29 protein-coding genes are annotated in these 26,323 nt (G+C 64.4%); 28 read left to right on the forward strand and 1 reads right to left on the reverse strand.

Annotated elements, in window-relative coordinates:
- Positions 1-17 precede the first annotated feature (17 nt).
- The 28 genes from flgA to F8237_RS22470 all read left to right on the forward strand — a co-directional run bounded on the left by flgA (position 18) and on the right by F8237_RS22470 (position 25,141).
- Positions 18-473, forward strand: a complete 456-nt coding sequence (gene flgA, locus F8237_RS22335; protein WP_014440016.1) for a flagellar basal body P-ring formation chaperone FlgA — start codon at positions 18-20, stop codon at positions 471-473.
- Positions 470-1,600, forward strand: coding sequence for a flagellar basal body P-ring protein FlgI (gene flgI / locus F8237_RS22340; protein WP_151647935.1), 1,131 nt, complete (start codon positions 470-472; stop codon positions 1,598-1,600). Before flgA ends, flgI begins: the two co-directional genes overlap by 4 nt.
- A 67-nt stretch (positions 1,601-1,667) precedes the next feature.
- On the forward strand, positions 1,668-2,450 hold the full coding sequence (locus tag F8237_RS22345) for a MotE family protein (RefSeq protein ID WP_162006166.1): 783 nt from the start codon (positions 1,668-1,670) through the stop codon (positions 2,448-2,450).
- Entirely contained in the window at positions 2,451-3,146 is a 696-nt protein-coding gene (gene flgH, locus F8237_RS22350) for a flagellar basal body L-ring protein FlgH (protein WP_151647939.1), read from the forward strand.
- A gap of 42 nt (positions 3,147-3,188) precedes the next feature.
- Complete coding sequence (locus tag F8237_RS22355) at positions 3,189-3,632, forward strand: flagellar basal body-associated FliL family protein (protein ID WP_162006392.1); 444 nt, start codon at positions 3,189-3,191, stop codon at positions 3,630-3,632.
- The gene (gene fliP, locus F8237_RS22360) at positions 3,629-4,369 is read left to right on the forward strand and encodes a flagellar type III secretion system pore protein FliP (protein WP_151647943.1); all 741 of its coding nucleotides are present in this window, start codon (positions 3,629-3,631) and stop codon (positions 4,367-4,369) included. The genes F8237_RS22355 and fliP overlap by 4 nt, the downstream gene beginning before the upstream one ends.
- A 266-nt stretch (positions 4,370-4,635) precedes the next feature.
- A complete protein-coding gene (locus F8237_RS22365; protein ID WP_151647945.1) occupies positions 4,636-5,541 on the forward strand; it encodes a flagellin N-terminal helical domain-containing protein in 906 nt (301 codons plus the stop codon).
- A 271-nt stretch (positions 5,542-5,812) separates the two neighbouring features.
- Positions 5,813-6,721: a flagellin N-terminal helical domain-containing protein gene (locus F8237_RS22370; RefSeq protein ID WP_151647947.1), complete on the forward strand. Its 909-nt coding sequence runs from the start codon at positions 5,813-5,815 to the stop codon at positions 6,719-6,721.
- A 280-nt stretch (positions 6,722-7,001) separates the two neighbouring features.
- Complete coding sequence (locus F8237_RS22375; RefSeq protein ID WP_151647949.1) at positions 7,002-7,910, forward strand: flagellin N-terminal helical domain-containing protein; 909 nt, start codon at positions 7,002-7,004, stop codon at positions 7,908-7,910.
- A 298-nt stretch (positions 7,911-8,208) separates the two neighbouring features.
- Entirely contained in the window at positions 8,209-9,834 is a 1,626-nt protein-coding gene (gene fliF / locus F8237_RS22380; protein WP_162006167.1) for a flagellar basal-body MS-ring/collar protein FliF, read from the forward strand.
- Positions 9,831-10,523 carry a hypothetical protein gene (locus F8237_RS22385; protein WP_151647953.1) on the forward strand — a complete coding sequence of 231 codons (693 nt, stop codon included), beginning with the start codon at positions 9,831-9,833 and terminating at the stop codon, positions 10,521-10,523. Before fliF ends, F8237_RS22385 begins: the two co-directional genes overlap by 4 nt.
- A 6-nt stretch (positions 10,524-10,529) precedes the next feature.
- On the forward strand, positions 10,530-11,867 hold the full coding sequence (locus F8237_RS22390; RefSeq protein WP_151647955.1) for a MotB family protein: 1,338 nt from the start codon (positions 10,530-10,532) through the stop codon (positions 11,865-11,867).
- A complete protein-coding gene (locus F8237_RS22395; RefSeq protein ID WP_151647957.1) occupies positions 11,864-13,051 on the forward strand; it encodes a chemotaxis protein in 1,188 nt (395 codons plus the stop codon). Before F8237_RS22390 ends, F8237_RS22395 begins: the two co-directional genes overlap by 4 nt.
- Complete coding sequence (fliK, locus tag F8237_RS22400) at positions 13,048-14,376, forward strand: flagellar hook-length control protein FliK (protein ID WP_151647959.1); 1,329 nt, start codon at positions 13,048-13,050, stop codon at positions 14,374-14,376. Before F8237_RS22395 ends, fliK begins: the two co-directional genes overlap by 4 nt.
- Positions 14,327-14,908, forward strand: coding sequence for a transglycosylase SLT domain-containing protein (locus F8237_RS22405; RefSeq protein WP_151647961.1), 582 nt, complete (start codon positions 14,327-14,329; stop codon positions 14,906-14,908). The genes fliK and F8237_RS22405 overlap by 50 nt, the downstream gene beginning before the upstream one ends.
- Positions 14,909-14,998: 90 nt before the next feature.
- Positions 14,999-16,231: a flagellar hook protein FlgE gene (locus F8237_RS22410; protein ID WP_151647963.1), complete on the forward strand. Its 1,233-nt coding sequence runs from the start codon at positions 14,999-15,001 to the stop codon at positions 16,229-16,231.
- 34 nt (positions 16,232-16,265) lie between these two features.
- Positions 16,266-17,741 carry a flagellar hook-associated protein FlgK gene (gene flgK, locus F8237_RS22415; RefSeq protein ID WP_151647965.1) on the forward strand — a complete coding sequence of 492 codons (1,476 nt, stop codon included), beginning with the start codon at positions 16,266-16,268 and terminating at the stop codon, positions 17,739-17,741.
- A gap of 3 nt (positions 17,742-17,744) precedes the next feature.
- Positions 17,745-18,791: a flagellar hook-associated family protein gene (locus F8237_RS22420; RefSeq protein ID WP_151647967.1), complete on the forward strand. Its 1,047-nt coding sequence runs from the start codon at positions 17,745-17,747 to the stop codon at positions 18,789-18,791.
- Positions 18,792-18,860: 69 nt separating this feature from the next.
- On the forward strand, positions 18,861-19,205 hold the full coding sequence (gene flaF, locus F8237_RS22425) for a flagellar biosynthesis regulator FlaF (protein WP_014440034.1): 345 nt from the start codon (positions 18,861-18,863) through the stop codon (positions 19,203-19,205).
- Positions 19,205-19,624 (forward strand): flagellar biosynthesis repressor FlbT, encoded by a 420-nt coding sequence (gene flbT / locus F8237_RS22430; RefSeq protein ID WP_151647969.1) that lies wholly within the window; start codon positions 19,205-19,207, stop codon positions 19,622-19,624. Before flaF ends, flbT begins: the two co-directional genes overlap by 1 nt.
- Positions 19,625-19,639: 15 nt before the next feature.
- A complete protein-coding gene (gene flgD, locus F8237_RS22435; protein WP_151647971.1) occupies positions 19,640-20,059 on the forward strand; it encodes a flagellar hook assembly protein FlgD in 420 nt (139 codons plus the stop codon).
- On the forward strand, positions 20,056-20,322 hold the full coding sequence (gene fliQ, locus F8237_RS22440) for a flagellar biosynthesis protein FliQ (RefSeq protein ID WP_014440037.1): 267 nt from the start codon (positions 20,056-20,058) through the stop codon (positions 20,320-20,322). Before flgD ends, fliQ begins: the two co-directional genes overlap by 4 nt.
- A gap of 77 nt (positions 20,323-20,399) precedes the next feature.
- Positions 20,400-22,481, forward strand: a complete 2,082-nt coding sequence (gene flhA / locus F8237_RS22445; RefSeq protein WP_151647973.1) for a flagellar biosynthesis protein FlhA — start codon at positions 20,400-20,402, stop codon at positions 22,479-22,481.
- Positions 22,478-23,230 carry a flagellar biosynthesis protein FliR gene (fliR, locus tag F8237_RS22450; RefSeq protein ID WP_151647975.1) on the forward strand — a complete coding sequence of 251 codons (753 nt, stop codon included), beginning with the start codon at positions 22,478-22,480 and terminating at the stop codon, positions 23,228-23,230. The genes flhA and fliR overlap by 4 nt, the downstream gene beginning before the upstream one ends.
- A 5-nt stretch (positions 23,231-23,235) precedes the next feature.
- A complete protein-coding gene (locus F8237_RS22455; protein WP_151647977.1) occupies positions 23,236-23,655 on the forward strand; it encodes a hypothetical protein in 420 nt (139 codons plus the stop codon).
- Complete coding sequence (locus tag F8237_RS22460; RefSeq protein ID WP_162006168.1) at positions 23,652-24,134, forward strand: rod-binding protein; 483 nt, start codon at positions 23,652-23,654, stop codon at positions 24,132-24,134. The genes F8237_RS22455 and F8237_RS22460 overlap by 4 nt, the downstream gene beginning before the upstream one ends.
- A gap of 39 nt (positions 24,135-24,173) precedes the next feature.
- Complete coding sequence (locus F8237_RS22465) at positions 24,174-24,686, forward strand: flagellar biosynthesis protein FlgN (protein WP_151647981.1); 513 nt, start codon at positions 24,174-24,176, stop codon at positions 24,684-24,686.
- A complete protein-coding gene (locus F8237_RS22470; RefSeq protein WP_014440043.1) occupies positions 24,683-25,141 on the forward strand; it encodes a hypothetical protein in 459 nt (152 codons plus the stop codon). The genes F8237_RS22465 and F8237_RS22470 overlap by 4 nt, the downstream gene beginning before the upstream one ends.
- A 189-nt stretch (positions 25,142-25,330) precedes the next feature.
- Here the strand turns inward: F8237_RS22470 and F8237_RS22475 are convergent, their stop codons facing one another.
- Positions 25,331-26,101 carry a response regulator transcription factor gene (locus tag F8237_RS22475; protein ID WP_151647983.1) on the reverse strand — a complete coding sequence of 257 codons (771 nt, stop codon included), beginning with the start codon at positions 26,099-26,101 and terminating at the stop codon, positions 25,331-25,333.
- Between the last annotated feature and the right edge of the window lie 222 nt (positions 26,102-26,323).

The following is a 26,323-nucleotide window of genomic DNA, read 5'->3' on the forward strand; positions in this document are numbered from 1 at the left end:
TGAACAGGGTGGGCTTGATGGTGCGCGGGTTGGCCGCCGTGCTGCTGGTTCTGGTCTCGGCGCGTCTCGCTGCGGCCGAGGAGAAGCGGCTTCCCGTGCCGGCCGTGTCGATCCGCGCCGGCGAGCTGATCCGGGACGACATGATCACGGAACGCGCCTTCGCGCCGAACGTGCTCGGCGTTGCCATGTTCATCGAAGGACGCCAGGTCCTGGTCGGACGGATGGCACGGCGCACGCTGCTGCCGGGTCAGCCGATCCCGAGCAATTCGGTGGAGGACCCCTGGACTGTCGCGCGCGGCGCCATGGTGAAGGTCGTGGTCGAGGATAGCGGCCTGTCGATCGTGACCTACGGCTCGGCGATGCAGTCGGGCGCGCCCGGCGCGCTCATTCCGATACGAAACACAGACACCGGCGTGATCATCAGGGGCGTCGTCCAGCCGGACGGCACCGTCAAGGTCGTGGACGGATCATGACCAGAGTCCTGCTTGCGCTCGTCCTCCTCGTTTTCGCCGCCAGCGCCCAGGCCGCGGTCCGCATCAAGGACATTGCGGACATCAAGGGACTGCGTGAAAACCAGATCGTGGGCTACGGCCTCGTCATCGGCCTGAACGGCACCGGCGACACGCTCCGCAACGCTCCGTTCACGGAGCAGTCCCTGCAGTCGATGCTCGAGAACATGGGCATCAACGTCAGGAACGAGACCACGAGCACCAACAATCCCCCGCGTCCGACCACGCTGCGTACGCGCAACGTCGCGGCCGTGATGGTGACCGCGGACCTGCAGCCCTCGATCGGAGCGGGTGAGCGCATGGACGTGACCGTGTCGTCGCTTGGCGATGCGACCTCGCTGCTCGGCGGCACGCTGGTGATGACCTCGCTGCGCGCGGCCGACGGTGCGGTCTATGCGGTCGCGCAGGGCGCGGTCACGGTTGCCGGCTACAGCGTCGGCGGCCAGGCCCAGAATGTCAGCCAGGGCACGCCGACCGCAGGGCGCATCCCGAACGGCGCGCTGGTCGAGCGCGAAGTGAAGGGAAGCCTCCACGAGATGGAATTTCTGGTGCTGGAGCTCAAGAACCCCGATTTCGTCACCGCGACGCGTATCCTCGATGCCATCAACCGCTTCGCCGGCGGCCGCTATCGCGCGCAGATCGCCTTCGAACGCGACTACCGCACCATCGTGCTGTCGAAGCCGCGCCATATCGGGCCGGTTCGCTTCCTGGCCGAAATCGGCGAGCTGACGGTCGAGCCTGACACGCCGGCGCGGGTGGTGATCAACGAACGCACCGGCACGGTGGTGATCGGGCGTGACGTGCGCATATCGACCGTTGCCGTGACGCACGGCAATCTGACGGTTCGTGTTACCGAGCTTCCCGTGGTGTCGCAGCCGGCGCCGTTCTCGCAGGGCCAGACCGTGGTCGTTCCCCAGACCATCGTCGAAGCCAACGAGGCCGGATCGCAGGTGGCTATCCTGAGCGGCGTCGATCTCCAGCGCCTGGTGCGTGGACTGAACCAGATCGGCCTGAAGCCGTCCGGCATTATCGCGATCCTCCAGGCGATCAAGACGGCCGGCGCGCTCCAGGCCGACGTCATCGTGCAATGATGCACAAGCGTCGAGCAAGCTTGGTCGCTCAATGCTCTGGTCTCGACCGAGAATCGCACGCGACCCGATGCTGAAGCTGGATCACAAAGCCAAACTCCTCCTCCTGATCGCGGTGTCCGCGCTCGCGAGCGCTTCGCCCGTGCTCGCGCTGGACGAGGCCAAGCCGTCCAGGCCGCTCAACCTGCTGTCCTTCGCGCGTGCCCGCGCGGCAGGACCGCAAAGGCCGTCCTCGCCGGTCATGCCGGTACCAGGTGACAACGCGTCGATCCGGGCGACGGCGTGGGCGGCTGAAGACTCCGGACCTGCGATCACCGGCGCGGTGCCGGCGTCCGAAACGCGTGCACAGGCCCCAGTGCCCGCGCCCGCAGCCGCGCCCGTGCGCCCGGCCAAGCCCGGCAGCGTCACGGTCCCGCCGAAGCCCGCGCCGGCGCAGGCGGCTGCGCCTGCGGACAGCGACGTTGCCCTGTTCTGCAGCAACGTCGCCGACCCAGCCGTCGATGCGAGACTGGCCTGGCAGCTCAAGGAGCTGGAAAAGGCCGAGACCCTGCTTCGCGAACGGATCGCCGAGGTCGAGGCCAAACGCGTCGAATACGAGAAGTGGATGGCGCTGCGCGACGATTTCCTGAAGAAGGCCGAGGCGCAGGTCGTGGAGATCTATTCGCGCATGAAGCCGGACGCCGCGGCGACCCAGATCGCCGGCATGGCGGACGAGACCGCTGCGGCCGTGCTCGCCAAGCTCAGCCCGAGGAATTCGAGCGCGATCTTCAACGAGATGGATACGGCACGCGCGGCGCACCTTGCCGATCTGCTCGGCGGAATGCGTCGCGTGGATGACGGAAAGACCAAGTAGATGAAAAATCTAATCCTCATCCTGCCGCTCCTGATGCTTGCCGGATGCGTCGGCGATCCCGCGGAGGTCCTGACCGGTCCGCGCCTGTCGCCCGTCGGCAGCGGGCTGAGGACACAGGCCGATCCGATCCCGGTGACGCCACGGTTGCGCTCGCCCGTCAGCTATCGCTCGACCTGGGACGACGGCACCGACCTCTACCGCGACCCCCGCGCCCGGCGCACCGGCGACGTCGTGACGGTGATCATCTCGATGCAGGACAAGGCCAAGCTGGACAACAAGACCGGCCGCTCGCGCGATTCGCAGGTCAAGTTCGGCCTCGACTGGCTGATGGACGTCGCCGGATGGCAGGACAAGGGCTCGACCAGCGCCAATCTCAGCACCAATACCCAGATCAAGGGGAACGGCCAGATCGATCGCACCGAGGACATCAAGCTGTCGATCGCCGCAATCGTCACCGACGTGTTGCCGAACGGCAATATGATGATCAGCGGGTCGCAGGAATTCAAGGTCAACACGGAGATGCGCGTGCTCAATGTCGGCGGCATCGTGCGTCCGCGCGATATCTCGCGCACCAACACGATCTCCTACGAGAAGATTGCCGAAGCGCGCGTCTCCTACGGTGGTCACGGAAATCTGTCTGACGTGCAGCAGCCTGGATGGGGACATCGGATCTATGACGCCGTGGCACCATTCTGAGATGCGCAGCCGTCGGGCCGCTTTGCGAGGGCATGGGACGTGATGCGCCTGATTGCGGCCATTCTGGTGCTCACCCTCGTCGCGATCGGCGCGGGTGCGCTTGCCGGCCTGCATCTGTTTGCGGCTGCCGAGCGCGTCGCGGACGCGAAGAAAACCGCGACGCCGCCGCCCCTTGCCTCGAGCTACGCCGGCAGCGCGCGGTTGAGGAAGCTGTCCCCGATCGTGACCAATCTCGCCGCGCCGGCCAACAACTGGGCCCGTGTCGAGGCTTCCATGGTGACCGACAGCATGAGCGACGAGGACGCGGGCATCCTGGCTGCCCACATCAGCGAGGACATCGTGACCTATCTGCGCTCGGCGACGGTTGGCCAATTCGAGGGATCGCGCGGGCTGCAGCATCTGCGCGACGACCTCGCCGAACGCGCCAACATCCGCTCCTCGGGCAAGGTCCGCGAATTGATCATTGAGACGTTGGTGATTCAGTGAGAGTGAAAGTCCTGCTGCTCGCGTTGGTTCTGGTCGTCCTGCCCGAAGTGGCGCTCGCCCAGATACCGGACCTCAACTCGTTGCTGCCGCCCGGAAACGGCTCGACCAGTGGCCGTATCATCCAGCTGATGGCGCTGATCACGGTGCTGTCGGTGGCGCCGGGTCTGCTCATCATGGTGACGAGCTTCACGCGATTTGCGGTTGCGCTGTCGTTCCTGCGCTCCGGTCTCGGCCTGCAGACCACGCCGGCCAATCTCGTGCTGATCAGCCTCGCGCTGTTCATGACCTTCTACGTGATGGCCCCGACCTTCGATCGCGCCTGGGAAACCGGCGTCCAGCCTCTGATGAAGAACGAGATCTCGGAGGAAGAGGCTTACGTGAAGATCACCGATCCGTTCCGCGAGTTCATGCTGGCTCACGTTCGCGACAAGGATCTGCAGACCTTCGAGTCGCTCGCCGCGGAGAGCTTTCGGAAGAAGTTCGACGACAAGCGCATCGATCTGCGCGTCATCATTCCGGCCTTCATGATCTCCGAGCTCAGGCGCTCGTTCGAGATCGGCTTCCTGATCATGCTGCCGTTCCTCGTCATCGACATGATCGTGGCGACGCTGACGATGTCGATGGGCATGATGATGATGCCGCCGACCATCCTCGCGCTGCCGTTCAAGATGCTGTTCTTCGTGCTGATCGACGGCTGGAATTTGCTCGCCTCAGGCCTCGTGCGGTCGTTCTCGTAAGGTCTGCTGTCGGCCGGCCTGCCGGTCATGGTTAGCGAGAAGTAGCGCGATATGGTTAGCGGAGGGTTCCGGTAACCATATGATATTACAGCGAAATTCAGGCGGATCTTAATCCGTGCGCAAGATTCACCGTGCTAGCAATGCGGCACGGCGGGTTGGACCCCACCCACATCAGTCCAAAGGCATGATGCCGCCCCTCCGTACCGGTGAAAGCCCGGTATGTCCCCTCGTGAAAATGTAACGCGTACATCAAAGGGACATACGCAATGTCAAGCCTGCTTACGAACTCGACCGCCATGACCGCGCTCCAGACCCTGCGGTCTGTCAGCTCGCAGCTCTCCACCACGCAGAACCGCATCTCCACCGGCCAGCGTGTTTCGACCGCTTCCGACAACGCCGCCTACTGGTCGATCGCCACGTCGATGCGCGCCGACAACGCCGCGCTCTCCGCCGTCTCCGACTCGCTCGGTCTGTCGGCCGCGACCGTCGACACCGAATATACCGGTCTGACCACGGTTGTCGGTGACAGCAGCTCCGGCCTCACGAAGCTCCAGTCCCTGCTGGTGCAGGCCAAGACCGCCGGTATCGACCGCACCAAGATCCAGGCGGACGTCACCCAGATCCAGCAGCAGATGAAAGCGACCGCCAGCGCGGCGACGTTCAACGGCGTGAACTGGCTGAGCGCGACGGCGACCACGCCGGCGACTGTGAACCTGGTGTCGTCGTTCTCCCGCGTCGGCAGCACGCCGACCACCGGCTCGATCAGCCTGACCACCGCGACCTACTCGCTCTATACCAGCACCCAGACCGGTATCCTGGACAAGGTGAGCGGCACCGCTTCGGTCGACACGATCAACATCGGCGCGCTGACCGACTCGGCGGCCGACCAGACCACGCTCGATGGCTACATCGCGCAGGTCACGACTGCGATCAACTCGGTCGCCGCGGCCGCCGCCGACCTCGGCGCCGTCAAGAACCGTATCTCGACCAACACGGGCTTCGTGAAGTCGCTGATGGACTCGGTTGACCGCGGTATCGGCCAGCTCGTCGACGCCGACATGAACCAGGAGTCCACCCGCCTGGCGGCTCTCCAGGTCCAGCAGCAGCTCGGCGTGCAGGCGCTCTCGATCGCCAACAACAGCAGCCAGAGCATCCTGTCGCTGTTCCGCTAAGCCTGAAAACGAACTGAGGAGGGCCGCGCTTCTCGCGAAGCGCGGCCCTTTCGTTTGGCGTGGCGCCGAGCGTCCGCCACAATTTCGGCTGCCCTGTTGCGGCCAAGCCACAGAGCCACAAGCCCCGCACAAGCTTCGTCCGCTAGCCTAGTCGCTACGACGGGTTGGGCCTAACCGCATTTGCGCAGCCCAAAGGCATGACGCCGCCCTGTCGTACCGGTGCAAGTCCGGTATGTCCCCAAATTCAATCTGCTTTCAAAGGGACATCAAAATGGGTTCTAGCCTTCTCACCAACTCGTCTGCAATGACCGCGCTGCAGACCCTCCGCAACGTCAGCTCGCAGCTTGCGACCACGCAGAACCGGATCTCCACCGGTATGCGCGTCTCGACGGCTTCGGACAACGCTGCCTACTGGTCGATCGCGACCTCGATGCGCGCCGACAACGCCGCGCTCTCCGCCGTCTCCGACTCGCTCGGTCTGTCGGCCGCGACCGTCGACACCGAATATACCGCTCTGACCGCCGTCGTCGGCGACAAGACCGGCGGCCTGACCAAGCTCCAGGCGCTGCTGGTCGAAGCCAAGACCGCCGGTATCGACCGCACCAAGATCCAGGCCGACATCACCCAGATCCAGCAGCAGATGAAGGGCACCGCCAATGCGGCGACATTCAACGGCGTCAACTGGCTGAGCGCGACCGCGGCCACCCCGGCGACCTTCAACCTGGTGTCGTCGTTCTCGCGCGTCGGCGGCACGCCGACGATCGGTTCGATCTCGCTGACGATCGCCAACTACTCGCTCTACACCTCGACCCAGACCGGCATCCTGGACAAGGTCAGCGGCACGGCCTCGATCGACACGATCAACATCGGCGCGCTGACCGACTCGACCGCCGACATGACCACGCTCGATGGCTACATCGCGCAGGTCACGGCTGGGATCAACTCGGTGGCTTCGGCCGCCGCCGATCTCGGTGCCGTCAAGAACCGCATCTCGACCAACACCGACTTCGTCAAGACCCTGATGGACTCGGTTGATCGCGGTGTCGGTCAGCTCGTCGACGCCGACATGAACGCGGAATCCACCCGCCTGCAGGCTCTGCAGACCCAGCAGCAGCTCGGCGTTCAGGCGCTCTCGATCGCCAACCAGAACAGCCAGAGCATCCTCTCGCTGTTCCGCTAAGCCTTCACTCATCTTGGAAGGGCCGCGCTTCTCGCGAAGCGCGGCCCTTCCTATTTAATTCGGCGCGCGCCGGTCGAGCCGTGACCGCGACCTGGCTCAGTCTGTTGCGGTCAAGTCACAGAGCCGCAAGCCTCGCGCAGCCTTCGCGCGTTATTGTCGCCGTACGACAAGTTGGGCCTGCTTTTTCCGCCGCCCAAAGGCATGAGGCCGCCCTGTCGTATCGGTGCAAGCCCGGTATGTCCCAAAAATCAATTCAATCCGTTTCAAGGGGACGTCAATAATGAGCTCCAGTCTGCTCACCAACTCTTCCGCGATGACCGCGCTGCAGACCCTCCGCAACGTCAGCTCGCAACTCGCGACCACGCAGAACCGGATCTCGACCGGCCAGCGCGTCTCGACGGCATCGGACAACGCGGCCTACTGGTCGATCGCGACCTCGATGCGCGCCGACAACGCCGCGCTCTCCGCCGTCTCCGACTCGCTCGGTCTGTCGGCTGCGACCGTCGACACCGAATATACCGCTCTGACCGCGGTTGTCGGCGACAAGACCGGCGGCCTGACCAAGCTCCAGGCGCTGCTGGTCGAAGCCAAGACCGCCGGTATCGATCGCACCAAGATCCAGGCCGACATCACCCAGATCCAGCAGCAGATGAAGGGCACCGCGGACGCGGCGACCTTCAACGGCGTCAACTGGCTGAGCGCGACCGCGGCCACCCCGGCCACCTTCAACCTGGTGTCGTCGTTCTCGCGCGTCGGCGGCACGCCGACGATCGGTTCGATCTCGCTGACGATCGCCAACTACTCGCTCTACACCTCGACCCAGACCGGCATCCTGGACAAGGTCAGCGGCCCTGCGTCGGTCAATACGATCAACATCTCCGCGCTGACCGACTCGACGGCTGACCAGACCACGCTCGATGGCTACATCACGCAGGTCACCGCCGCCATCAATTCGGTGGCTTCGGCCGCCGCCGATCTCGGTGCCGTCAAGAACCGCATTTCGACCAATGCGGACTTCGTCAAGACCCTGATAGATTCGGTGGATCGCGGTGTCGGTCAGCTCGTCGACGCCGACATGAACGCGGAATCCACTCGCCTTCAGGCTCTGCAGACCCAGCAGCAGCTCGGCGTGCAGGCGCTCTCGATCGCCAACCAGAACAGCCAGAGCATCCTCTCGCTGTTCAAGTAAGCATCGGCCTTGAAAACGACCGTGCTCCCTCGGGAGCACGGGCCCGCCGTGAACGGCGGATGTGACGGCACATGACGTGCCCGTATTCGATCTCCTGACGCCAGCCCTCATCCGACACGCCGCAGCCGATCGCGCTGCCTTGCGTCCGCGCGCCCGCGTGTCGCTGCCGACTGCGTCACCCGGCCTCTTGTAAAATTGCAACGCCTCGCCTGCGAACCGACACATTCGCGTTTGCGCGCAACCTTCAGACAAGGTTGGCAGCGGAGTGTCGCATACGTTCGCATTGGTACGAGGTCATATGCTCAGTCGCGCGCAGGTACAGCAACTGCTCAACAATCTGCTGGAGCTTGGGCCGCGACGCCTGATGGCCTTGGGACTGATCGGCTTTACCGTTCTCGTCACCGTCGTCGGCGGCGCCTATTACCTGAGCCGGCCCGAGTTCGAGACGCTCTACACGGGCCTCAGCCGCGAAGACGTGACGCGCATGGGCGCGGCGTTGCGCGAGCAGAACATCACCTTCGACGTCAATACAGCCGGCGACGCTCTCTCGGTGCGCCCGAGCCAGACCATGCAGGCGCGGATGCTGCTGGCCGAGAAGGGGCTGCCGACCAGCGCCAATTCCGGCTACGAGCTGTTCGACAAGATCGGCTCGCTGGGCCTGACCTCGTTCATGCAGGAGGTCACCAAGCTCCGGGCGCTCGAAGGCGAGATCGCGCGCACGGTGCAGCTGATGAAGGGCGTGAAGGCCGCGCGAGTCCATATCGTGCTGCCGGTGCGCGGCTCGTTCCGGGCGACGCAGCAGCCGCCTTCGGCGTCGGTCGTGCTGCGCACTGACGGTGCGATCGAGGCGCGCACGGCACAGTCGATCCGTCACCTCGTTGCCGCGGCCATTCCGGGCATGAGCAAAGACAAGGTGACGGTGTTGGACGCAGACGGTTCGATGCTGCTCGCCGAGGAGGACGAGGCCACTGCAGCTCCGACCAAGATGGCAAGCCTTCAGAAGACGGTCGGCGGCATGGTGCAGGAGAACATCCGCAAGGCGCTGACGCCGTATCTGGGCCTCGACAATTTCGAGGTGAGCGTCGCATCGCAGCTCTCGACCGACAAGCGGCAGACGAACGAGACCGTCTACGACCCGGAGAGCCGTGCCGAGCGTTCCGTCCGGAACGTGCGCGAGAAGGAGTCCTCGCAGAACGCGGACCGTTCGACTCCGACTACGGTGCAGCAGAATCTTCCGGATCAGCAGGTGAACTCCGGCGGCACCAAGAATTCCAACGAAGACAAGACCCGCCGCGAAGACGTCACCAATTTCGAGGTGTCGTCCAAGACCACGACGACGGTGAGCGACGGCTATTCGGTCAAGAAACTCTTCATCGCCGTCCTGGTCAATCGCGCGCGGCTCGTCGCCGACCTCGGCGACAAGAGCAATCAGGCCGTCGTCGACAGCAAGCTCGCCGAGATCAGCCAGCTCGCGGCGACCGCCGGTGGGCTGGACAAGACGCGCGGCGACCAGATCCAGGTGACGGCCGTCGACTTCATCGAAGGCTCGCGCGAACTGGCTCCGGTGCCGCCGATCAGCTTCGTCGAGATGATCAACAAGCAGCTCGGCAGCGTCATCAACGCGGTGACGATCCTGGCGGTTGCGTCGATGCTGGTCTGGTTCGGCCTGCGACCCGCGGTCAATGGCATCCTCACCCACCGTGCCCAGCAGGAGCAGACCGAGGCGGCCGAGGCCGCTGAGCTCGAAGCTGCCGCAGCCCTTGCCTTGGGTGACAGTCAGGATCCCGAGCTCAACCTCGTGGAAGACCTCGAAGGCAAGATGCAACGAACACCGCAGAAACGGCTCGAGCAGATTGTCCGGCTCGATCAGGCGCAGGCGGCAGCGATCCTTAAAGACTGGATGCGACGCGAGGAGGCGGCATGAACGCGGCTATCGGAAAACTTCTGACGCAGTTCGATGCCAACGGCCGGGCCAAGGCGCCACCGCCTCCGCCGCCGAAGGTCCAGGACGTGCTGACACGGCCGAAAGAGGTCCGGCGCGAGCCGCAGCCCCAGCCTCAGGCCCAGCCGCAGCGTCACGCTCAAGCGCAGCCTCCTGCGCCAGAGGTGGAAGCTCCGTCAGCCAACCTTCTCGAAGATGCTTATCGTCGCGGCCATGCCGCCGGCGTCGCGGAAGGCGATTCCAGGGTTGCCGAGGAGCGCGTCCGCAGCGCGATCCGGCTCGGCGAGGAGCGTTCAAAATGGTCTGACCAGCAGGCGGTCGCGATCGTCAACGGGTTCGAGACGGCCTGCCGCGAGATCGAGACCAACATCGCGAGCTCCGTCGCGCGGATCTTGCTGCCCTTCCTCGCCGATGCGGTCCGCGACAAGGCGATCGAATCGCTGGTCGAACAGATTGCGGCTCTGACCGGCAATTCGCCGGCGCCGGTGTTCAAGGTCACCGGTCCGGGCGAATTGCTCGATCTCGTACGGACGCAACTCGAGGCCAGCAGGCGAACGGGCATCCAGTACGAGGCCGCCGAGACGTTCGAGGTTCGCGTCGTGGCCGACCAGACCGTGATCGAGACGCAGATCTCGGCCTGGAGCGAGCGCCTGAACGAGGCGCGCCGGTAGCCCGCCATGAATGAGGTCAAGCAAGAGCTGGTGATCATCCGCCGGCGCAGCGCCTTCGCCGAGGAGCCGCATCACGGCGGCGTCTGGAAGATCGCCTACGCGGACTTCATGACCGCGATGATGGCGTTCTTCCTGGTCATGTGGCTGCTGAATGCGCTCAACCAGGACCAGAAGCAGGTGGTCGCGAGCTATTTCAACCCGATCAAGCTCGCGGAGAACGCGCCCGCGCCGAAGGGCCTCAAGGATCTCACCAAGAAGGAGCCGTCCACGACCGAAGGCCAGGATGGCAAGCGCCAGCCGGCCGGGCCGAACGAAGAACGTCGCGGCGATTCCCCGACGGCCGAGAAGCCGGCGTCCTACGAAGAGAAGATCCTGTTTCGCGATCCCTATGCGACCCTCGCGGAGATCGCGAACAGCGCCAACCAGGCCTCGGGCCAGCGTCGCGCCGGCGCGCTGACCTCTGTCGAAGAGGAAGGCCTCAAGGGAGGCGATGCCTATCGCGATCCGTTCGATCCCGGCTATTGGAAGCTGGCGCCGCAGACGTCCAAGGATGCGGATCGTTTCGTCGACAGCGAGCCGAAGCCGAATGCGTCCGCGCGCGACAACGCGTCCGGAACGGGGCAGGGCGAGCCGCAGGCTCGCCGCGCCAGGCAGGACGAGGCCGGCGGAAGCGTGGCCCAGAACGCGGATGCGTCGTCAGCAACCCTGTCGCCCCTGCTGCCGCCAGGACCTGCGCCGTCACAGGCTCAACGCGATGGCAGTGCCCAGGCGAATGTGCAGCCGGGCGCTCAAGCCAGTGCCCAGGCCAATGCCGCCGCGCAGTCACGTCCCGGCGATGCGGCGAAGGAGTCCGAACAGCGCGACGCGGCGCAGACCCAGCAGCCGACCGTCAAGCAGCTTCAGTCCGCGATCGCGGATGCGCTGTCGGACATCAAGGCCGGCGCGGGACCAGTGGCTGAGGTACGTCAGGTCGAGGAAGGCCTTCTGATCAGCCTGACCGACGACGCAAGCTTCGGCATGTTCGCGGTCGGCTCGGCCGAACCGCGGCCCGAGCTGATCCGTGTGATCGACAAGATCGGGCCGCTGCTGACGAAGCGTCCCGGCATGATCATCGTCCGCGGTCACACCGATAATCGGCCGTACAAGTCGGAGAACTACGACAATTGGCGGCTGTCGACCGCCCGCGCGCAGATGGCCTATTACATGCTGGTCCGCTCCGGCGTCGATGCACAGCGGATCGAGCATGTCGAAGGTTACGCCGATCGGCGACCGAAACTGCAGAACGATCCGGCCGCCGCGCAGAACCGCCGGATCGAAATCCTGATCCGGGAGAAGCGCCCTTGATCAGGCTGCTCCGCCGCGCCGCACTGCTGTTGCTGCTGCCGCTCACGGCGGTCCGTGCACTGGCCGATCCAGCCCCGGCTCCGGCGCCGGGCGCGGGCGAGCCATATGAACTCGTGCGCACATTGCAGGCGGTGCAGGACGGCATCGCCAATGGCGATATGGCGGCACATAGCGGCCACGTCGCGCTGATCCGCCAGATCGGCGAGAAATTTCTGGCGGCCGACGCCAGCGTGTGGAGCAATGCGCAGAACGGCCAGGCCGTTGTCATTTATCTGCTCAGCGGCGGCGGACCACAGCTGGTCCGCAAGCTGCCCAAGCCGAACGTCGACGAGCGGCTCTTCAACGGTGCGCTCGCCTATGTCGAGGGTCGCCAGGACGAAGCGCGCGAGCTGCTCAAGGACGTCAAGCCGCGCACGCTTCCGTCGGGACTGGGCGGACAGGTCGCGCTGGTCCAGGGCGCGCTGTTCGCACGCTCGGAGGCAACGCTGGCGATCGAACGCCTGGACGATGCGCGCCTGCTGTTGCCGGGTACGCTGGTGGAGGAGGCGGCACTGCGGCGCGAGATCCTGCTGGTCGGGCAGGCCGAGGATTTCGACAAGTTCGAGTTCCTGACGCTGGCCTATATCCGCCACTACCGCAACTCGGTCTATGCCGGGGACTTCTGGCAGCGCTTCTCCTCGGGCCTGACGCAATCGAGCCTCGCGCTCGACGAGCGTCGCTTCGCGCGGATCGTCACCCTGCTTGAGCAGATCGACCGCGCCAGCCGCCTCAAGCTCTATTTCGTGATCGCGCGCAGCGCGATGGTGCGTGGACGGCTGGCCGTGACCGAGCTTGCCGGCGAGCGCGCGCTGGCGCTCAGCGCCGATGCTTCCGCGGATCGCGAGCGTGCGCATTTCTTCCGCGGCGTCTCGCGGGCGCTCACCGACGAGTACGACGGTGGCCTCGCCGAGCTGAAGGCGCTCGACCGGTCGAAGCTGCCCGAGCGCGATATTCCTCTGCTGAATGCAACGGTCCAGCTCGCGCTCGACGTGCGCAAGCCGTTCGCGGGCGGTTCCGCTGCCACAGCCGACAAGCCTCCGGTCACGCCGGCGCGTCTCGATCTCGCGTCGTCGACCGCGACACTCGCCCGCGCGCAGAAGCAGCTGGCAGAGCTCGAACGCCTCACCAAGGATCGCCGTCCATGACGAAGCTCAGTGGAACCTCGGGACAGGTGTTTTCGGGGCTGGCCGAAAGCCTCAATATTCGCGGCACGTCGCGATCCGGCAAGAGCGCCGGGACGAAATCGTCGGCGGACTCATCGTTCAACGATCTGCTCCACACCGTCTCGAACCTCGCGAAGAAGGCCCTGAAAGACGACGGCAGTGACACGAGCGTGAAGGCCGCATCCTTGCGGACGCGTCTGGCGCACCCGACCGGGAAGGACAAGACGAACGACGAGACGGTGAACGAGCGCACCGAGACTGCCGACGAGCCCAAGTCCGGTCACAAATCGTCCGACCAGAAGCTGGATGAAGCGCCGCAGAATCCGGGTCCGGTCGACTCCGCCCCGAAGGCGGACGTTTCGAACAGGTCGAGCATTCCCGCGATCGTCGGGCAGGAGTTGGCTGCCGTACCGGTGGCAAAGCCGCAGACGCAATCGGCGGGCGCCGACAAGAAAGATGCGGCGGCGCGCGACGCACGCTCGTCGACGGCGCCGCGTGAAGTTCAGGCGACGGGCACTGCGAAGGTCGGCACCGCCGATTCCGCGCCAAGCACGCGCACATCGACTGCAACTTCGCAGGCCTTGGCAACCGCGCAGCAAGGCAACGAGGCATCGTCAAAGCCAATGCCCGCGACGCAAGGCTTCGAAGCCGTTACCGCCAATGTCGAACGCGCCGTCAAAGCCTCGGCACGGGAGACCTTGCCCGAGACGACCAAGGTCACCGTCGTTCAGCAGGAAACTCATCTGCCGCCGGCGCAGTTCGGCCCCACGCAGCAGGTCGCCAACGCGGTCGTCACCGAGCTCAGGGAATCGTCGGCGCCGACGGCGTCGGCCGCTGCAGATCTCGCCACGTCGCAGACCAACGCGCCTGAGCCGCTCAAGATCCTGACCATCAATCTCGAGCCGCCGTCGCTCGGAAATGTCACCGTGCGCCTTCGCCTGGTGGGTTCGGAGGTCTCCGTCCATCTCGCGGCCGAGCGCAAGGACACCAGTCTGATGTTGGACCAGCAGCGCGACTCGATCCGCGATCTCATGCAGTCCGCGGGCTATGTCGCCGACGTGGCGCCGGTCCAGCACGGTTCGCTGGACGGATTCCAGAGCGGTTCCGGGCAGTCGCAGCCGCAGTTCGCGGGCCAGCAGCAGCAACCGTCGTCGCAGTCGCAAGGCTCGTTCGACGGCGCGAGCAGTTCGTCCGGCCAATCGGACGGCGGTGCGGGCCAGGCTCGGCAGGAGCGCCAGTCCAACCAGGAGACGCGTCATGATCAGGACGTGGGCCCGCAGATTCGTCGCGGCCCTGTTTATCTGTAACGCGGGCGCTGCGGCAGCGGCGACCGACAACGCGCGCCCCTGCGAGCGCGAGATGGCGCGTGCGTCCCAGCAGCACGGGATTCCGCTCGGCATTCTCTATGCCGTCGGCCTCACCGAGACCGGGCGGCGCGGTGCGCTCTATCCTTATGCGCTCGGCGCCGACGGCCAGACTGTGTTCGCCAAGGACATGAACGACGCCATTGCGAATTTCGAGGCGATGCGGAGCAAGGGGATCAAGCTGATCGATCTCGGCTGCATGCAGATCAACCACTACTATCACGGCGACAAATTCGCGTCGGTGCGGGCGATGTTCGATCCCGCCAGGAATGTGGAATATGCCGCGCGCTTCCTCAAAGAGCTCAAGCAGCGCGAGGGAAGCTGGACCATGGCTGTGGCCCGCTACAACGCTGGCCCGAACAATCAGCCGGCACAGAAGCGCTACGTCTGCCACATCGTTGCGCATCTCGTCTCGAGCGGCTTTGGCGCCTGGACCGACAAAGCGCGCTCGTTCTGTCAGCCGAAAACGACGTGACCACATGAAGTTGTGCATGGTTCCAAACCATCAGCTCCGCGCAAGCAAGAACCCTCATTGTAACTACAACCTTTCAAAGGAGCCCTCTCGATGAGCCTCTACGGCATTATGCGCACCGGCGTTTCCGGGATGGCCGCGCAGTCCAACAAGCTGTCGACGGTCTCGGACAATATCGCGAACGTCAACACCACCGGTTACAAGCGGGCTTCCACCGAATTCTCCTCGCTCATCCTGAAGAGTGGCTCGGGCAACTACGATTCCGGAGCTGTCGAGACGACCGTCCGTTACGCCATCAGCGATGCCGGGCATACGCAGTTCACCACGTCGAGTACGGACCTCTCCGTTCAGGGTAACGGCTTCTTCGTGGTATCGAACGCAACCAACACACAGCAGTACCTGACGCGCGCCGGCTCGTTCGTGCCTGACAGTCAGGGCAATCTGGTCAATGCTGCCGGCTACTACCTGCTCGGTCAGCCTGGGAAGGTGACCAATTTCTCGCAGAACAGCCTCGCGGGAATGCAGATTGTGAACATCGCCCAGGTCTCGCAGGTGCCCGTGCCGTCGACGGCGGGGACGCTCACGACCGGCAACCTGGACCCGAAAGCGGCCGTTATTGCCGGTCCGCCCGGCCCAGGCGCATATTCATCAAAAAGCTCGATCGTGGCCTACAACAATATCGGCCAGGCCGTTACGCTCGACGTCTACATGTCCCACACCGCGACGGCGGCAGGCCTGGATACGTGGCAGGTCCAGGTTTATGATTCCGCGTCGGGTACGTCGCTCGCGCCCGCCACCACTTTCACTTTCGACACCACGGCGGCCGGAAAGGGCGCGCTGGCTGCGGCGAGCCCGACGGGCCTCACCGTGACCGTCCCCGGCGGCGCGGCGCTGACCATGGACCTGTCGAACATGACGCAGGTCGGCACCGACTTCTCCTTCAAGGCGACCGTCAATGGCAGCACGCCTTCCGCCATCGACAAGGTCGATGTCGACAATGCGGGCCACGTGACTGCCGTGCTCAAGAACGGTCAGCAGCTGACGCTGTACACGCTCATGCTCGCCGACGTCGCGAGCCCCGACAATCTGACGCCCGAGCCGGGTAACGTCTATTCGACCAACCAGAACTCGGGCAATGCGCAGGCCGGAAATGCCGGCACCGGTGGGCTCGGCACGATCCAGTCCGGCTCGCTGGAAGATTCCAACGTGGACCTCGCGGACGAACTCACCGGGATGATCGAGGCGCAGCGCGGCTTCACCGCCAACTCGAAATCGTTCCAGACCGGCGCCGACCTGCTCGACGTCGTCGTCAACCTGAAGCGCTGAATTCTTCAACGTTCATCCCGCGCAAGAGTAGATCATGTCCCTTACTGCTGCTCTCGACTCCGCTCGCGCGTCGCTCATGGCGTCAGGCATCCAGTCGTCGACCATCTCGCGCAACATCGCCGGCGCCAGCGCCGCCGGCTATTCGCGCAAGATCGCGGTGCTGGACAATCTCCCTGGGGCAGGCGTCTATGTCGCGGCGATCCAGCGCGCCGCGAGCTCCGGTCTCTACGATAACGTCTTGATCGCGACGTCTGCGTCCGCCAAGCAGAATGCGATCCTGAGCGGTCTTCAGACGATATCCGCCTCGACCGTGGACGATCCCGAAGCCGGGCAGTCGCCGACTGCCCAGCTCAACAAGCTGAAGCAGGCGCTCCAGCAATATGCCAACGCCCCGGACAACACCACGCTGGCACAGGCGGCGGTCACCTCCGCCAAGGACATGGCGACGGCGCTCAACCAGGCCACCAAGACCGTGCAGACGGTGCGCGAGGGCGCGGACGCCGATATGGCGACCTCGGTCGCGAATATCAACCAGCTGCTCACCCAGTTCGACAAGGTCAACACCGCGATCGTGAAGGGAACGATCACCGGTGACGACGTCACCGACTATCTCGACCAGCGCGACACCATCGTCTCGAAGCTGTCGCAGGAGGTTGGCGTCTCGATGACGCTCCGCGCCAACGGCGACGCGGCGCTCTACACCGACAGCGGCGTCGTGCTATTCGACAAGCAGGCGCGCTCGGTCAGCTTCGCCGCGACCAACATCTACTCGCCCGGGACCACCGGCAACGCCGTCTATATCGACGGTGTCCCGGTCACCGGCGCCAATTCCGTGATGCCGATCAAGACCGGCAAGCTCGCGGGTCTCTCCCAGCTGCGCGACAACGCCACGGTGACGTATCAGAGCCAGCTCGACGAAATCGCGCGCGGCCTGGTCGAAACCTTCAAGGAAGTCGACCAGACCGCAGCGGCGCTGCCGGACGTGCCAGGTCTTTTCACCTATCCGGGTGCGCCGACGATGCCCGCGAGCGCCACCGTTTCGGTCGGCCTTGCCGGCCTGATCGGTGTCGCCGCCTCGGTCGATCCGGCGCAGGGCGGCAACCCCAATCTGCTGCGCGATGGCGCGATCAGCGGCAACGTCGCATACCAATACAACACCGCCGGCAGCGGCGGTTTCTCGGCCCGGCTGCAGCAGCTCATCGGCGGCATGGACGCGTCGCAGCCGTTCGACGCAACCACGCAAGGCAAGCCGAACGGCAACCTGATCGACTACGCGGCATCGTCGACCAGCTGGATCGAGAACCAGCGCAAGGCCGCGGACGATAGCGCCACCTACCAGAACACGCTGCTCGACCGCAGCAACGCGGCGCTGTCGAACGTCAGCGGCGTCAACATTGACGACGAGATGTCCTTGATGCTCCAGGTCGAACGTACCTACTCGGCGTCGTCGAAGATCATCTCGACCGTCGACCAAATGTTGAAGAGCCTGCTGGCCGCCGTGGGGAATTAAGTCATGATGAGCGCCAACTACATCTCGACCTTGATGTTGTCTTCGTCGTTGAGGTCCTCGATCACGAACAATCAGGCCGCGTTGAGCAAGGCCTCGAAGGAGGCCACCACCGGCCGCTTCGCCGATGTCGGCCTCCAGCTTGGTGCCACGACGGGAAGCGACGTCACCCTGCGGGCAGACCTGAGCTTCGCCGATCAGCTCGTCGATACCAACGGGCTCGTCTCCGGACGCCTGGACATCACGCAGAGCCGGATCACCCAACTCGGCTCGACCGCAACGGAGTTTCTCAAGGACCTGATCGCGGCCCGCAGTACCGACGGTGGCGGGCGGATCATCCTGCCGCCTGCGTCCTCCAACCTCCAGGATCTGATCGGCGCGCTGAACGTCTCCTATAACGGCTCGTATCTTTTTTCGGGCATCAACACGCAGAATACGCCGATCACGGCTTACACCGCGGGCTCGGCCAGCAAGAATCAGGTCGATGCGGATTTCCTCGCGGCTTTCGGCTTTTCGCAGTCCTCGCCGTCCGTGAACACCATCACGCCGGCCCAGATGCAGACCTTCCTCAACACCACGTTTGATGCCGAGTTCGCGAGCCCGGCCTGGAACACCAATTGGTCAACGGCCACCGACCAGGTCATGCAAAGCCGTATCTCCACGACGGAGATCGCCGATACTTCCGTGAGCGCCAACCAGACCGGCTTCCGCAAGCTCGCCGAAGCCTACACCATGATGGCCGATCTCGGGAACGTGAACCTGGACCAGGCGACGTTCCAGGTCGTCGTGGACAAGGCCATCGGCCTCGTCGGTAACGCCATCACCGACCTCGCTACGCTCGGCGGCAGCGTCGGTACGGTCCAGCAGCGGGTCACCGGCGCCACCGAAAAGCTCAAGATTCAGCAGGACATTCTGAACAATCAGATCGTCAAGATGGAGGCCGTCGACCCGACCGAGGCCTCGGTCCGGGTCAACACCCTGCAGACCCAGATCAAGACGGCGCTCGCGCTCACCTCGCAGCTCCAGCAGATCAGCCTCGTCAACTATCTCTGAGCCTCGCCTCCATGCGTAAGGCTCGTAACCTTTGTCGTGTTGTTCAGTCTCCTGCGCAGAGTGGTTCTGATGACGTTTGAAGCCTATGGATCGGTCGTCGACGATAGCGGCTATGAGGCGCGGGGCCGCGAGCGGCAGGCGCTCAGCCTCGGCATCGACCGGCTCGAGCGGCTCCAGAAGGGACGCTTCAGCTTCGAGGACCTGGTCGAGAGCCTGCTCTACGTGCGGCGGCTGTGGACGATCTTCATCGAAGATCTCGCGCATCCGGAGAACGGACTTCCCGAGAAGCTGCGTGCCGACATCATCTCGATTGGCCTGTGGGTGGTCAAGGAAGCCGATCGGCTTCGCGAGGAGAGGTCGAACGACGTGATGCAGCTGATCGAAATCAACCGCCTGATCCGAGACGCGCTTTAATGAAGATATCCCTGCGGGCCGGCGAACGCATCTACATCAACGGAGCGGTACTGCGCGTGGACCGCAAGGTCTCCGTCGAGCTCGTCAACGACGTGATGTTCCTGCTCGAAGGGCAGGTCATGCAGGCCTCGGACGCCACCACGGCGCTGCGGCAGCTCTATTTCATCGTCCAGCTCATGCTGATGAATCCGACGGACGTCGTCGCCGCGGCTGCGCTCTATGGCGAGCATCACGCGGCGCTGCTCGCGGTTTGCGAGAGCCGCGAGATGCTCGACGGGCTCGCCGCGATCGACGAACTGGTCAAGACGACACGTTATTTCGAGGCGCTCAAGCGGATCCGGGCGCTGTTTCCGGTGGAGCAGGCAATCCTGGCTGACCTGGCCCGCGCCACCGCCGAAATCCCATTCGAGGCTGCCTGACAGCGGAGAGGCAATATGAACGTCACCAGCGCGACCGATACCAACAGCAAGTCCAGTTCGACCAGCTCCACCACGAACACGGCGAGCAACACCGTCGATTACAATACGTTTCTTCGGCTCCTCGTCGCCGAGATGAAGAATCAGGATCCGACCAATCCGATGGATACGTCGCAATATATGAGCCAGTTCGCCCAGCTCTCGACGGTCGAGCAGGCCATGCAGACAAATACCAAGCTGGATGCGCTGCTGTCCTCGCAATCGTTGTCGCAGGCCGACGGGCTGATCGGAAAAACGGTCAGCTTCACCGACTCGACCGGGGCGACCTTCAGCGGCAAGGTCAAGTCGATCTCCATCAACAGCGACGGCTCCGTCGCGACCCTTGAGAACGGTACGAAGGTGGCGGTCGGGCCCGGGCTCACGATCAGCCAGTCATGAACGAGAGGGACGCCCTCGACATCGTCCAGGCTGCGATCTGGACCATCATCGTGGCCTCCGGCCCCGCGGTCGGCGCCGCGATGCTGGTCGGCACCCTTATTGCGCTGATCCAGGCCCTGACCCAGATCCAGGAAGTGACGCTGACCTTCGTCCCGAAGATCATCGTCATTCTCGTGGTCGTCGCCATCTCCGGCTCCTTCATCGGTGCGCATCTCTCCACCTTCACGGAGATGGTCTATTCGCATATCGAGCGCGGCTTCTGATCCCAGGGGTCATCGGCCACCACCCTCGCGTAAGCTTTGCACGGCAGATTGCGGGTCGGACCCTCTGCCGGTGAACCATGGCCGATACGTTAGCTGCTAGCCTGCCAAGCCCGCGCCGCTTCGGGGCGGATGCCTTTTTCGCCGGCGGGATCGTGGCCATGCTCACGATCCTGTTCCTGCCGATACCGCCGATCCTGATCGATCTCGGTCTCGCATTCTCGATCGCGCTTTCGGCGCTGATCCTGATGGTCGCGTTGTGGATTCAGCGGCCGCTCGATTTCTCCGCCTTCCCGACCGTACTGCTGATCGCAACGATCCTGCGTCTGGCGCTCAATGTCGCGACGACACGCCTGATCCTGTCGCGAGGCGGGGAGGGGGAAACCGCCGCGGGCCATGTCGTCGCCGGCTTCTCGAAGTTCGTCATGGGCGGCGACTTCGTCATTGGCCTGATCATCTTCGCGATCCTGGTCACGGTGAACTTCGTCGTGATCACCAAGGGTGCGACGCGTATCGCCGAAGTCGGCGCCCGCTTCACCCTGGATGCGATTCCCGGCAAGCAGATGGCGATCGACGCGGACCTGTCCGCGGGCCTGATCGACGACAAGGAAGCCCAGCGCCGGCGCCGGGAGCTCGAAGAGGAAAGCTCCTTTTTCGGCGCGATGGACGGTGCCTCGAAATTCGTCCGCGGCGATGCCATCGCTGGCCTGATCATCACCGCGATCAACATCTTCGGCGGCATCATCATTGGCGTCACGCATCACGGTCTGACGCTGTCGCGCGCCGCCGACGTCTACACCAAACTCTCCGTCGGCGACGGCCTCGTAACGCAGATGCCGGCCCTGATCGTGTCGCTGTCGGCGGGCCTTCTGGTCTCCAAGGGCGGCACCAGGGGGTCGGCGGAGCAGGCCGTGCTGCGGCAGCTCGGCGGCTATCCGCGCGCGGTGTCGGCGGCGTCGTTGATGATGTTCGTGCTCGCCTTGATGCCGGGGCTGCCGATGGCGCCGTTCGTGCTGCTGGGCGGCGTCATGGCCTTCGTCGGCTACTCGCTGCCGAGGCGGCAGGCGGCGCGGGAGAAGAAGGAGCACGCGCGCAAGGCCGACGAGCGCGCCCAGGCCGATGCCAAGGAATCGGTCAAGGAATCGCTCAAGACCGCGGAGATCGAGCTGGCGCTCGGCGGTCACCTTTCCGTCCATCTGCTCGGCTCGCGCAACGAGCTTGCGCATCGGGTCAGCAAGATTCGCAAGAAGTTCGCCAAGCAGTATGGCTTTGTCATTCCCGAGATCAAGCTGACCGACAATCTGTCGATGGATCCCAAGGGATATCAGATCCGGATCCACGACACGCGTATCGCCCATGGCGAACTGCGGCTGGGCGAGGTGCTGGTGCTTGTCGACAAGGACGGCAAGCCCGACGTGCCCGGCGAAGAGGTGGTCGAGCCCGCCTTCGGCATGAAGGCGCTTTGGGTCGCGGAGGCCTTCACCGACGAAGTCAAGCGTCAGGGCTGTAAGCCGGTCGACAATCTGTCTGTGCTGCTCACGCATCTCAGCGAAGTGATCAGGGCAAACCTCTCGCAGCTGCTGTCCTACAAGGACATGCGCGGGCTGCTCGACCGGCTCGATCCCGAATACAAGCGCCTGATCGAGGATCTCTGCCCCTCGCAGATCTCCTATTCGGGTCTGCTGGCGATCCTGAAGATCCTGCTCGCCGAGCGCGTGTCGATCCGCAACCTTCATCTGATCCTCGAGGCCATTGCCGAGATCGCGCCCCATGTGCGGCGCTCCGAGCAGGTCGCAGAGCACGTGCGGACGCGTCTTGCGCAGCAGATCTGCGGTGATCTCTCCGACAACGGTGTGCTGAACGTCATCCGTCTCGGCAACCGCTGGGACCTGGCGTTCCACCAGAGCCTGAAGCGCGACGCCAAAGGCGACGTCGTCGAATTCGACGCCGATCCGCGCCTGATCGAACAGTTCGCGACCGAGGCCAGTGCGGCGATCCGCAAGTTCACCGAGAACGGCACCAGTGTGGTTCTGGCGGTGACGCCCGAAGCCCGTCCCTATGTCCGGATGATCCTGGAGCGGGTATTCCCGACCTTGCCGATCCTGTCGCATGTCGAGGTCGCGCGCAGCGCCGAGATCAGAGCTCTCGGAGCGATATCGTGATCAGCGGCCTTGCCGACAGCGTGCTGGTGACGTTCATCGTGTTCTGTCGCATCGGCGCCTGCCTGATGCTCGTGCCAGGCTATTCCAGCGTCAACGTTCCCGCCCAGATCCGCCTGTTCGTCGCGCTCGTCACGACGTTCGCGCTGACGCCGATCCTGATCGCAATCCTGAAACCTCTCACGGACAACGCCGCGCCGCTGACGCTCGCGCTCCTGATCTGCTCCGAAATCGTGGTCGGTAGCGTCATCGGGCTCGGAGGGCGCGTGTTCTTCCTCGCGCTCCAGACCATGGCGACCGTGATGGCGAGCGCGATCGGGCTCAGCAACATCCCGGGGACGCCGGTCGGTGACACCGATCCGGCGCCGGCCCTGGTGCCGCTGATCATGGCGTCCGTCACCACCCTGTTCTTCATCACCGACCAGCACTGGCAGGTCCTGCGGGGGCTGATGAACTCTTACGATGTCTGGCATCCCGGCAGCAGGCTCGGCGGAAGCATGGCGCTCGACCTGCTCGTCAGTCGCCTGTCGGAGGCGTTCGTTCTGACGCTGCGCATCACCAGCCCCTTCATCGTCTACTCGGTCATCGTCAACCTCGCGGTCGGCCTGATCAACAAGCTGACACCGGCGATACCGGTCTATTTCATTTCGGTACCCTTCGTTCTGTTCGGCGGCTTCCTGCTGCTCTACCTCACCAGCGACGAACTATTGACGCAATTCATGCTCGGCGTCTCGTCGTGGCTGGCGGAGTGACGGCCATGACGTCGCGCGCGGACAAGCTCGGCCGGATGGTCTCGCTCGTGAAGCTCCAGCTCCGGCTGTCCGAGTGGCAGCTGGCGCATTTGCGGCAGCAGGAGCGCAGCTTGCAGGACGAGCAGGAATGGCTGGTCGGTACGCTGAACGAGGGAAATCCGCCGGCGGGTTCGTCGAGCGAATCGATCGCACGCCGCCTGAACAGGACGAGCGTTGGTGCGCGCGCGGTTCAGGAGCAGGCATCGCAGCAGCTCGACCAGGTTCGCTCGCAGAGCCGCCGTGTGAAGCAACTCGAGCAGGTCGCGAATGCGGCGCTCGCCGACAAGCGTCGCGACGCGGAGAAGCTTTCGCTCGAGGAGATGACGGGAATAAGCCCTGCCGTGCGCGAGTGGACGCAGCGGCCAGCCAACCGGAACAAGACATGATCGTGACAGCGACGCCCGACCTCGTCCTCGACGTCCTCGATGCCGCCGATCCCGTGGCGCAGCGCGCAGCGACTGCGAAGCTCGATGCGCTGAAATCATCCGACGCCGATTTCGCCGCGACGATGGATGCCGAGGTCGGTAAAGCCAAGGCAGCGACCGGCGATCAAGCCGCGGCGAAGGTTGCCGAAGCGCAGTCGGGTGTGGTGAACGGGCCGCCGGTGCAGGTGATCAAGGCGCCGGCGTCCGGAGAGGTGTACCGGAAGTTCGAGGCATTCATTCTGCAGACCTTCGTCGAGACGATGCTGCCGAAGGAATCGGAGGAGGTCTTCGGCAAGGGCACGGCCGGCGGCGTCTGGAAGTCGATGCTGGCGGAACAGCTTGGTGCTCAGCTCGCGAAGGGCAAGGGCATCGGCATTGCCAAGCAGCTCGCCGCTGCGCATCCGGCGGGGCCGGACGTTACGGGCAAGGTCGGATCATGATCCGGGAATGGGCGACAGAAGTTGAGGGGTGAATTTCCAATGCAGGCACAAGAAGGCGCGGCGGCCGTGGTGATGGAGCAGCCGGGCGAGGATACCGAGGCGATGACGATGGAGGCCGCATCGGGCGATGCGCTGTTGCCCGTGCTGCTGCCGAATGTCGGCAACGAGGCGGAGATCGATGGCGCCGACGGGGCGAGAGCCGACGAGATGCGCGGCCTGCTGGCGGCGATCCGCCGGCTCGAGAGCATCGTCGAGGAGGAGACGGCCGCGCTCGCGACGGGCAAGAAGGTCGATTTCGACGACTTCAGCGCGCGGAAGAGCCGCAGCATGCTCGAATTCGTCCGCCTGATGCGGGCGCGGATGCATCTCGGCAGCGAGGTCGAGATCACCGAGGAGATACAGCGGTTGCGCCAGAAGCTCGAGCGGAATCGTTCCATCCTCGAAATGCACTACGATGCGGTGCGCGAGGTCGCGACCATCATCGTCAAGGCGATCAAGGATGCCGAATCCGACGGCACCTATACGGGTCGCACAATGCAGGACGGAAAATGATCAGACTCGTGCTGGCCGGGCTCTGGGTATGCATCCTCACCGCGGGCACGAGCTATGGCGTGGCCTATTGGAAGGAGAACGGCACCCTGCTGCCGGCAAAGGACGAATTTCTCGACGGGCTTCAGTATCAGAAAACACGCGCGCTGAGCGTGCCCATGGTCGAGGGCGGCGGTGTGCAGGGCTATATCGTCGCGCGCTTCGTCTACACCGTCGAGGCGCGGACCATGCACCAGCTCAGCGTTCCGCCGGAGCCGTTCGTCGTCGACGAGGCTTTCCGCAGGATCTATGCTGACGATCGCCTCGATTTCAGGAAGCTCGCCCGCTACGACCTCTCCATCCTCACGACCGCCATCAAGCAGCGCGTCAACGAGCGGATGCAGGCCGACGTCGTCCAGGACGTTCTGATCGAGGACTTCAACTACGTTTCGAAGGAAGAATTCCAGCAGAAGCCCTGAAGCGTTTTCGAGCGAGGCGGATACCGGTTCGCTTCAAGACGCGTCAGGACGAGACTCTGGAGCCATGGCGGCTGCCGCGAGAGAGCGGTAGCCATATTCTGCCGTGTCTGCCGCTGAACGTGCAACGGCCTCTGCGAAGGGTACTTCGCAGGGGCCGTTGTCGTCAGTGCGTGTCGGTGCCCTGCCGCGTCAGTTTCCGGCCGGGTACGCCGCCGGAGCGGCATGCGCCCTGTTCAGGAGGATGCCGACTTCGTCGAGGTCCTGCATCGGCACGTCGATGGTCTCGCCAGCCGGGATGTTGATGCGGTATCCGACGTAGCGCCGGGCCACGATCGCGTCGAAGCCGAGGCGGTCGCGGAGTTTCTTGCGCAGCTTGCTGACGTGGCTCTCGATCACGCTCTCGTCGAAGGTCGACTCGAAGATGCCATAGACCGCGTTGAAGATCTGCGTCTTGGTGATCCACTTGCCGTGGTTGCTGACCATATATTCGAGAATGCGCAGTTCGCGGCGGGGCAGGGTGAGGGCGTGGCCCGCGATCTCGGGGTCACGTCCGTTGAAGAAGACCTGGATCCTGGTCTCGCACGGCCTCGGTAGCTCTCCCACCCGGCGGCGCGCGATCGCGGCCGTTCGGGCGAGGATCTCGCGCAGGTGAATCGGCACGTGCACGACGTCGTCGACGCCCGATTCGAACAGCTCAAGCGTGTTCTTGAGCATTTTCTGGCTGCTCATGGCGATGATGGGAGCCGAAGAGCGCTTGCGCATCGCCCGCGGCAAGCTTCCGCGGGAATCGCAATCCCCGAGGAGGAACGCGTCGACCGCTGCCAGATCCGATTCACTCGCAGATTGCAGCCATTCCCAGAATTCTCCGGAGGAGAATCCGATCGACGATACGCCTTCGCGAACAAGCCCTGCAACGTAGCTGTTCGTGACGCTCTCGCGATCATCAACGATAATATACATCAGTCTTCGCCCCTGTTTCGCACTTGTTGCGGCCGGCTGGTTGTTGTGATGACCCGGCTCGGCAACGATGCTGTTTGACGACATTCCTTTCCCGCGTACCGTTATTATGGCTTCGATGTTCGCGGGCAGCCCTACGCATTCAGTGCCTGCGTGCGCAGGCCTGCTACTTCGACTCGATACTGAACGCTTACTGTGAGGCCCGGCGGGTGTCTTACGGATCAC

The organism is Bradyrhizobium betae, from assembly GCF_008932115.1.
GTDB classification, from domain to species: Bacteria; Pseudomonadota; Alphaproteobacteria; order Rhizobiales; family Xanthobacteraceae; genus Bradyrhizobium; species Bradyrhizobium betae.

Excerpts from the sequence above, each read along its gene's own strand:
- F8237_RS22470 (WP_014440043.1), top strand. The coding sequence starts at position 24,683 with ATGATCAGACTCGTGCTGGCCGGGCTCTGGGTATGCATCCTCACCGCG.
- flbT (WP_151647969.1), top strand. The coding sequence starts at position 19,205 with ATGAAGATATCCCTGCGGGCCGGCGAACGCATCTACATCAACGGAGCG.
- F8237_RS22460 (WP_162006168.1), top strand. The coding sequence starts at position 23,652 with ATGATCGTGACAGCGACGCCCGACCTCGTCCTCGACGTCCTCGATGCC.
- F8237_RS22385 (WP_151647953.1), top strand. The coding sequence starts at position 9,831 with ATGAACGCGGCTATCGGAAAACTTCTGACGCAGTTCGATGCCAACGGC.
- fliQ (WP_014440037.1), top strand. The coding sequence starts at position 20,056 with ATGAACGAGAGGGACGCCCTCGACATCGTCCAGGCTGCGATCTGGACC.
- fliF (WP_162006167.1), top strand. The coding sequence starts at position 8,209 with ATGCTCAGTCGCGCGCAGGTACAGCAACTGCTCAACAATCTGCTGGAG.
- F8237_RS22465 (WP_151647981.1), top strand. The coding sequence starts at position 24,174 with ATGCAGGCACAAGAAGGCGCGGCGGCCGTGGTGATGGAGCAGCCGGGC.
- F8237_RS22355 (WP_162006392.1), top strand. The coding sequence starts at position 3,189 with ATGCGCCTGATTGCGGCCATTCTGGTGCTCACCCTCGTCGCGATCGGC.
- F8237_RS22420 (WP_151647967.1), top strand. The coding sequence starts at position 17,745 with ATGATGAGCGCCAACTACATCTCGACCTTGATGTTGTCTTCGTCGTTG.
- F8237_RS22410 (WP_151647963.1), top strand. The coding sequence starts at position 14,999 with ATGAGCCTCTACGGCATTATGCGCACCGGCGTTTCCGGGATGGCCGCG.
- flgA (WP_014440016.1), top strand. The coding sequence starts at position 18 with ATGGTGCGCGGGTTGGCCGCCGTGCTGCTGGTTCTGGTCTCGGCGCGT.
- flaF (WP_014440034.1), top strand. The coding sequence starts at position 18,861 with ATGACGTTTGAAGCCTATGGATCGGTCGTCGACGATAGCGGCTATGAG.
- F8237_RS22390 (WP_151647955.1), top strand. The coding sequence starts at position 10,530 with ATGAATGAGGTCAAGCAAGAGCTGGTGATCATCCGCCGGCGCAGCGCC.
- fliK (WP_151647959.1), top strand. The coding sequence starts at position 13,048 with ATGACGAAGCTCAGTGGAACCTCGGGACAGGTGTTTTCGGGGCTGGCC.
- F8237_RS22365 (WP_151647945.1), top strand. The coding sequence starts at position 4,636 with ATGTCAAGCCTGCTTACGAACTCGACCGCCATGACCGCGCTCCAGACC.
- flgD (WP_151647971.1), top strand. The coding sequence starts at position 19,640 with ATGAACGTCACCAGCGCGACCGATACCAACAGCAAGTCCAGTTCGACC.
- F8237_RS22370 (WP_151647947.1), top strand. The coding sequence starts at position 5,813 with ATGGGTTCTAGCCTTCTCACCAACTCGTCTGCAATGACCGCGCTGCAG.
- F8237_RS22375 (WP_151647949.1), top strand. The coding sequence starts at position 7,002 with ATGAGCTCCAGTCTGCTCACCAACTCTTCCGCGATGACCGCGCTGCAG.
- flhA (WP_151647973.1), top strand. The coding sequence starts at position 20,400 with ATGGCCGATACGTTAGCTGCTAGCCTGCCAAGCCCGCGCCGCTTCGGG.
- F8237_RS22475 (WP_151647983.1), bottom strand. The coding sequence starts at position 26,101 with ATGTATATTATCGTTGATGATCGCGAGAGCGTCACGAACAGCTACGTT.
- F8237_RS22455 (WP_151647977.1), top strand. The coding sequence starts at position 23,236 with ATGACGTCGCGCGCGGACAAGCTCGGCCGGATGGTCTCGCTCGTGAAG.
- F8237_RS22345 (WP_162006166.1), top strand. The coding sequence starts at position 1,668 with ATGCTGAAGCTGGATCACAAAGCCAAACTCCTCCTCCTGATCGCGGTG.
- flgK (WP_151647965.1), top strand. The coding sequence starts at position 16,266 with ATGTCCCTTACTGCTGCTCTCGACTCCGCTCGCGCGTCGCTCATGGCG.
- F8237_RS22405 (WP_151647961.1), top strand. The coding sequence starts at position 14,327 with ATGATCAGGACGTGGGCCCGCAGATTCGTCGCGGCCCTGTTTATCTGT.
- flgH (WP_151647939.1), top strand. The coding sequence starts at position 2,451 with ATGAAAAATCTAATCCTCATCCTGCCGCTCCTGATGCTTGCCGGATGC.
- flgI (WP_151647935.1), top strand. The coding sequence starts at position 470 with ATGACCAGAGTCCTGCTTGCGCTCGTCCTCCTCGTTTTCGCCGCCAGC.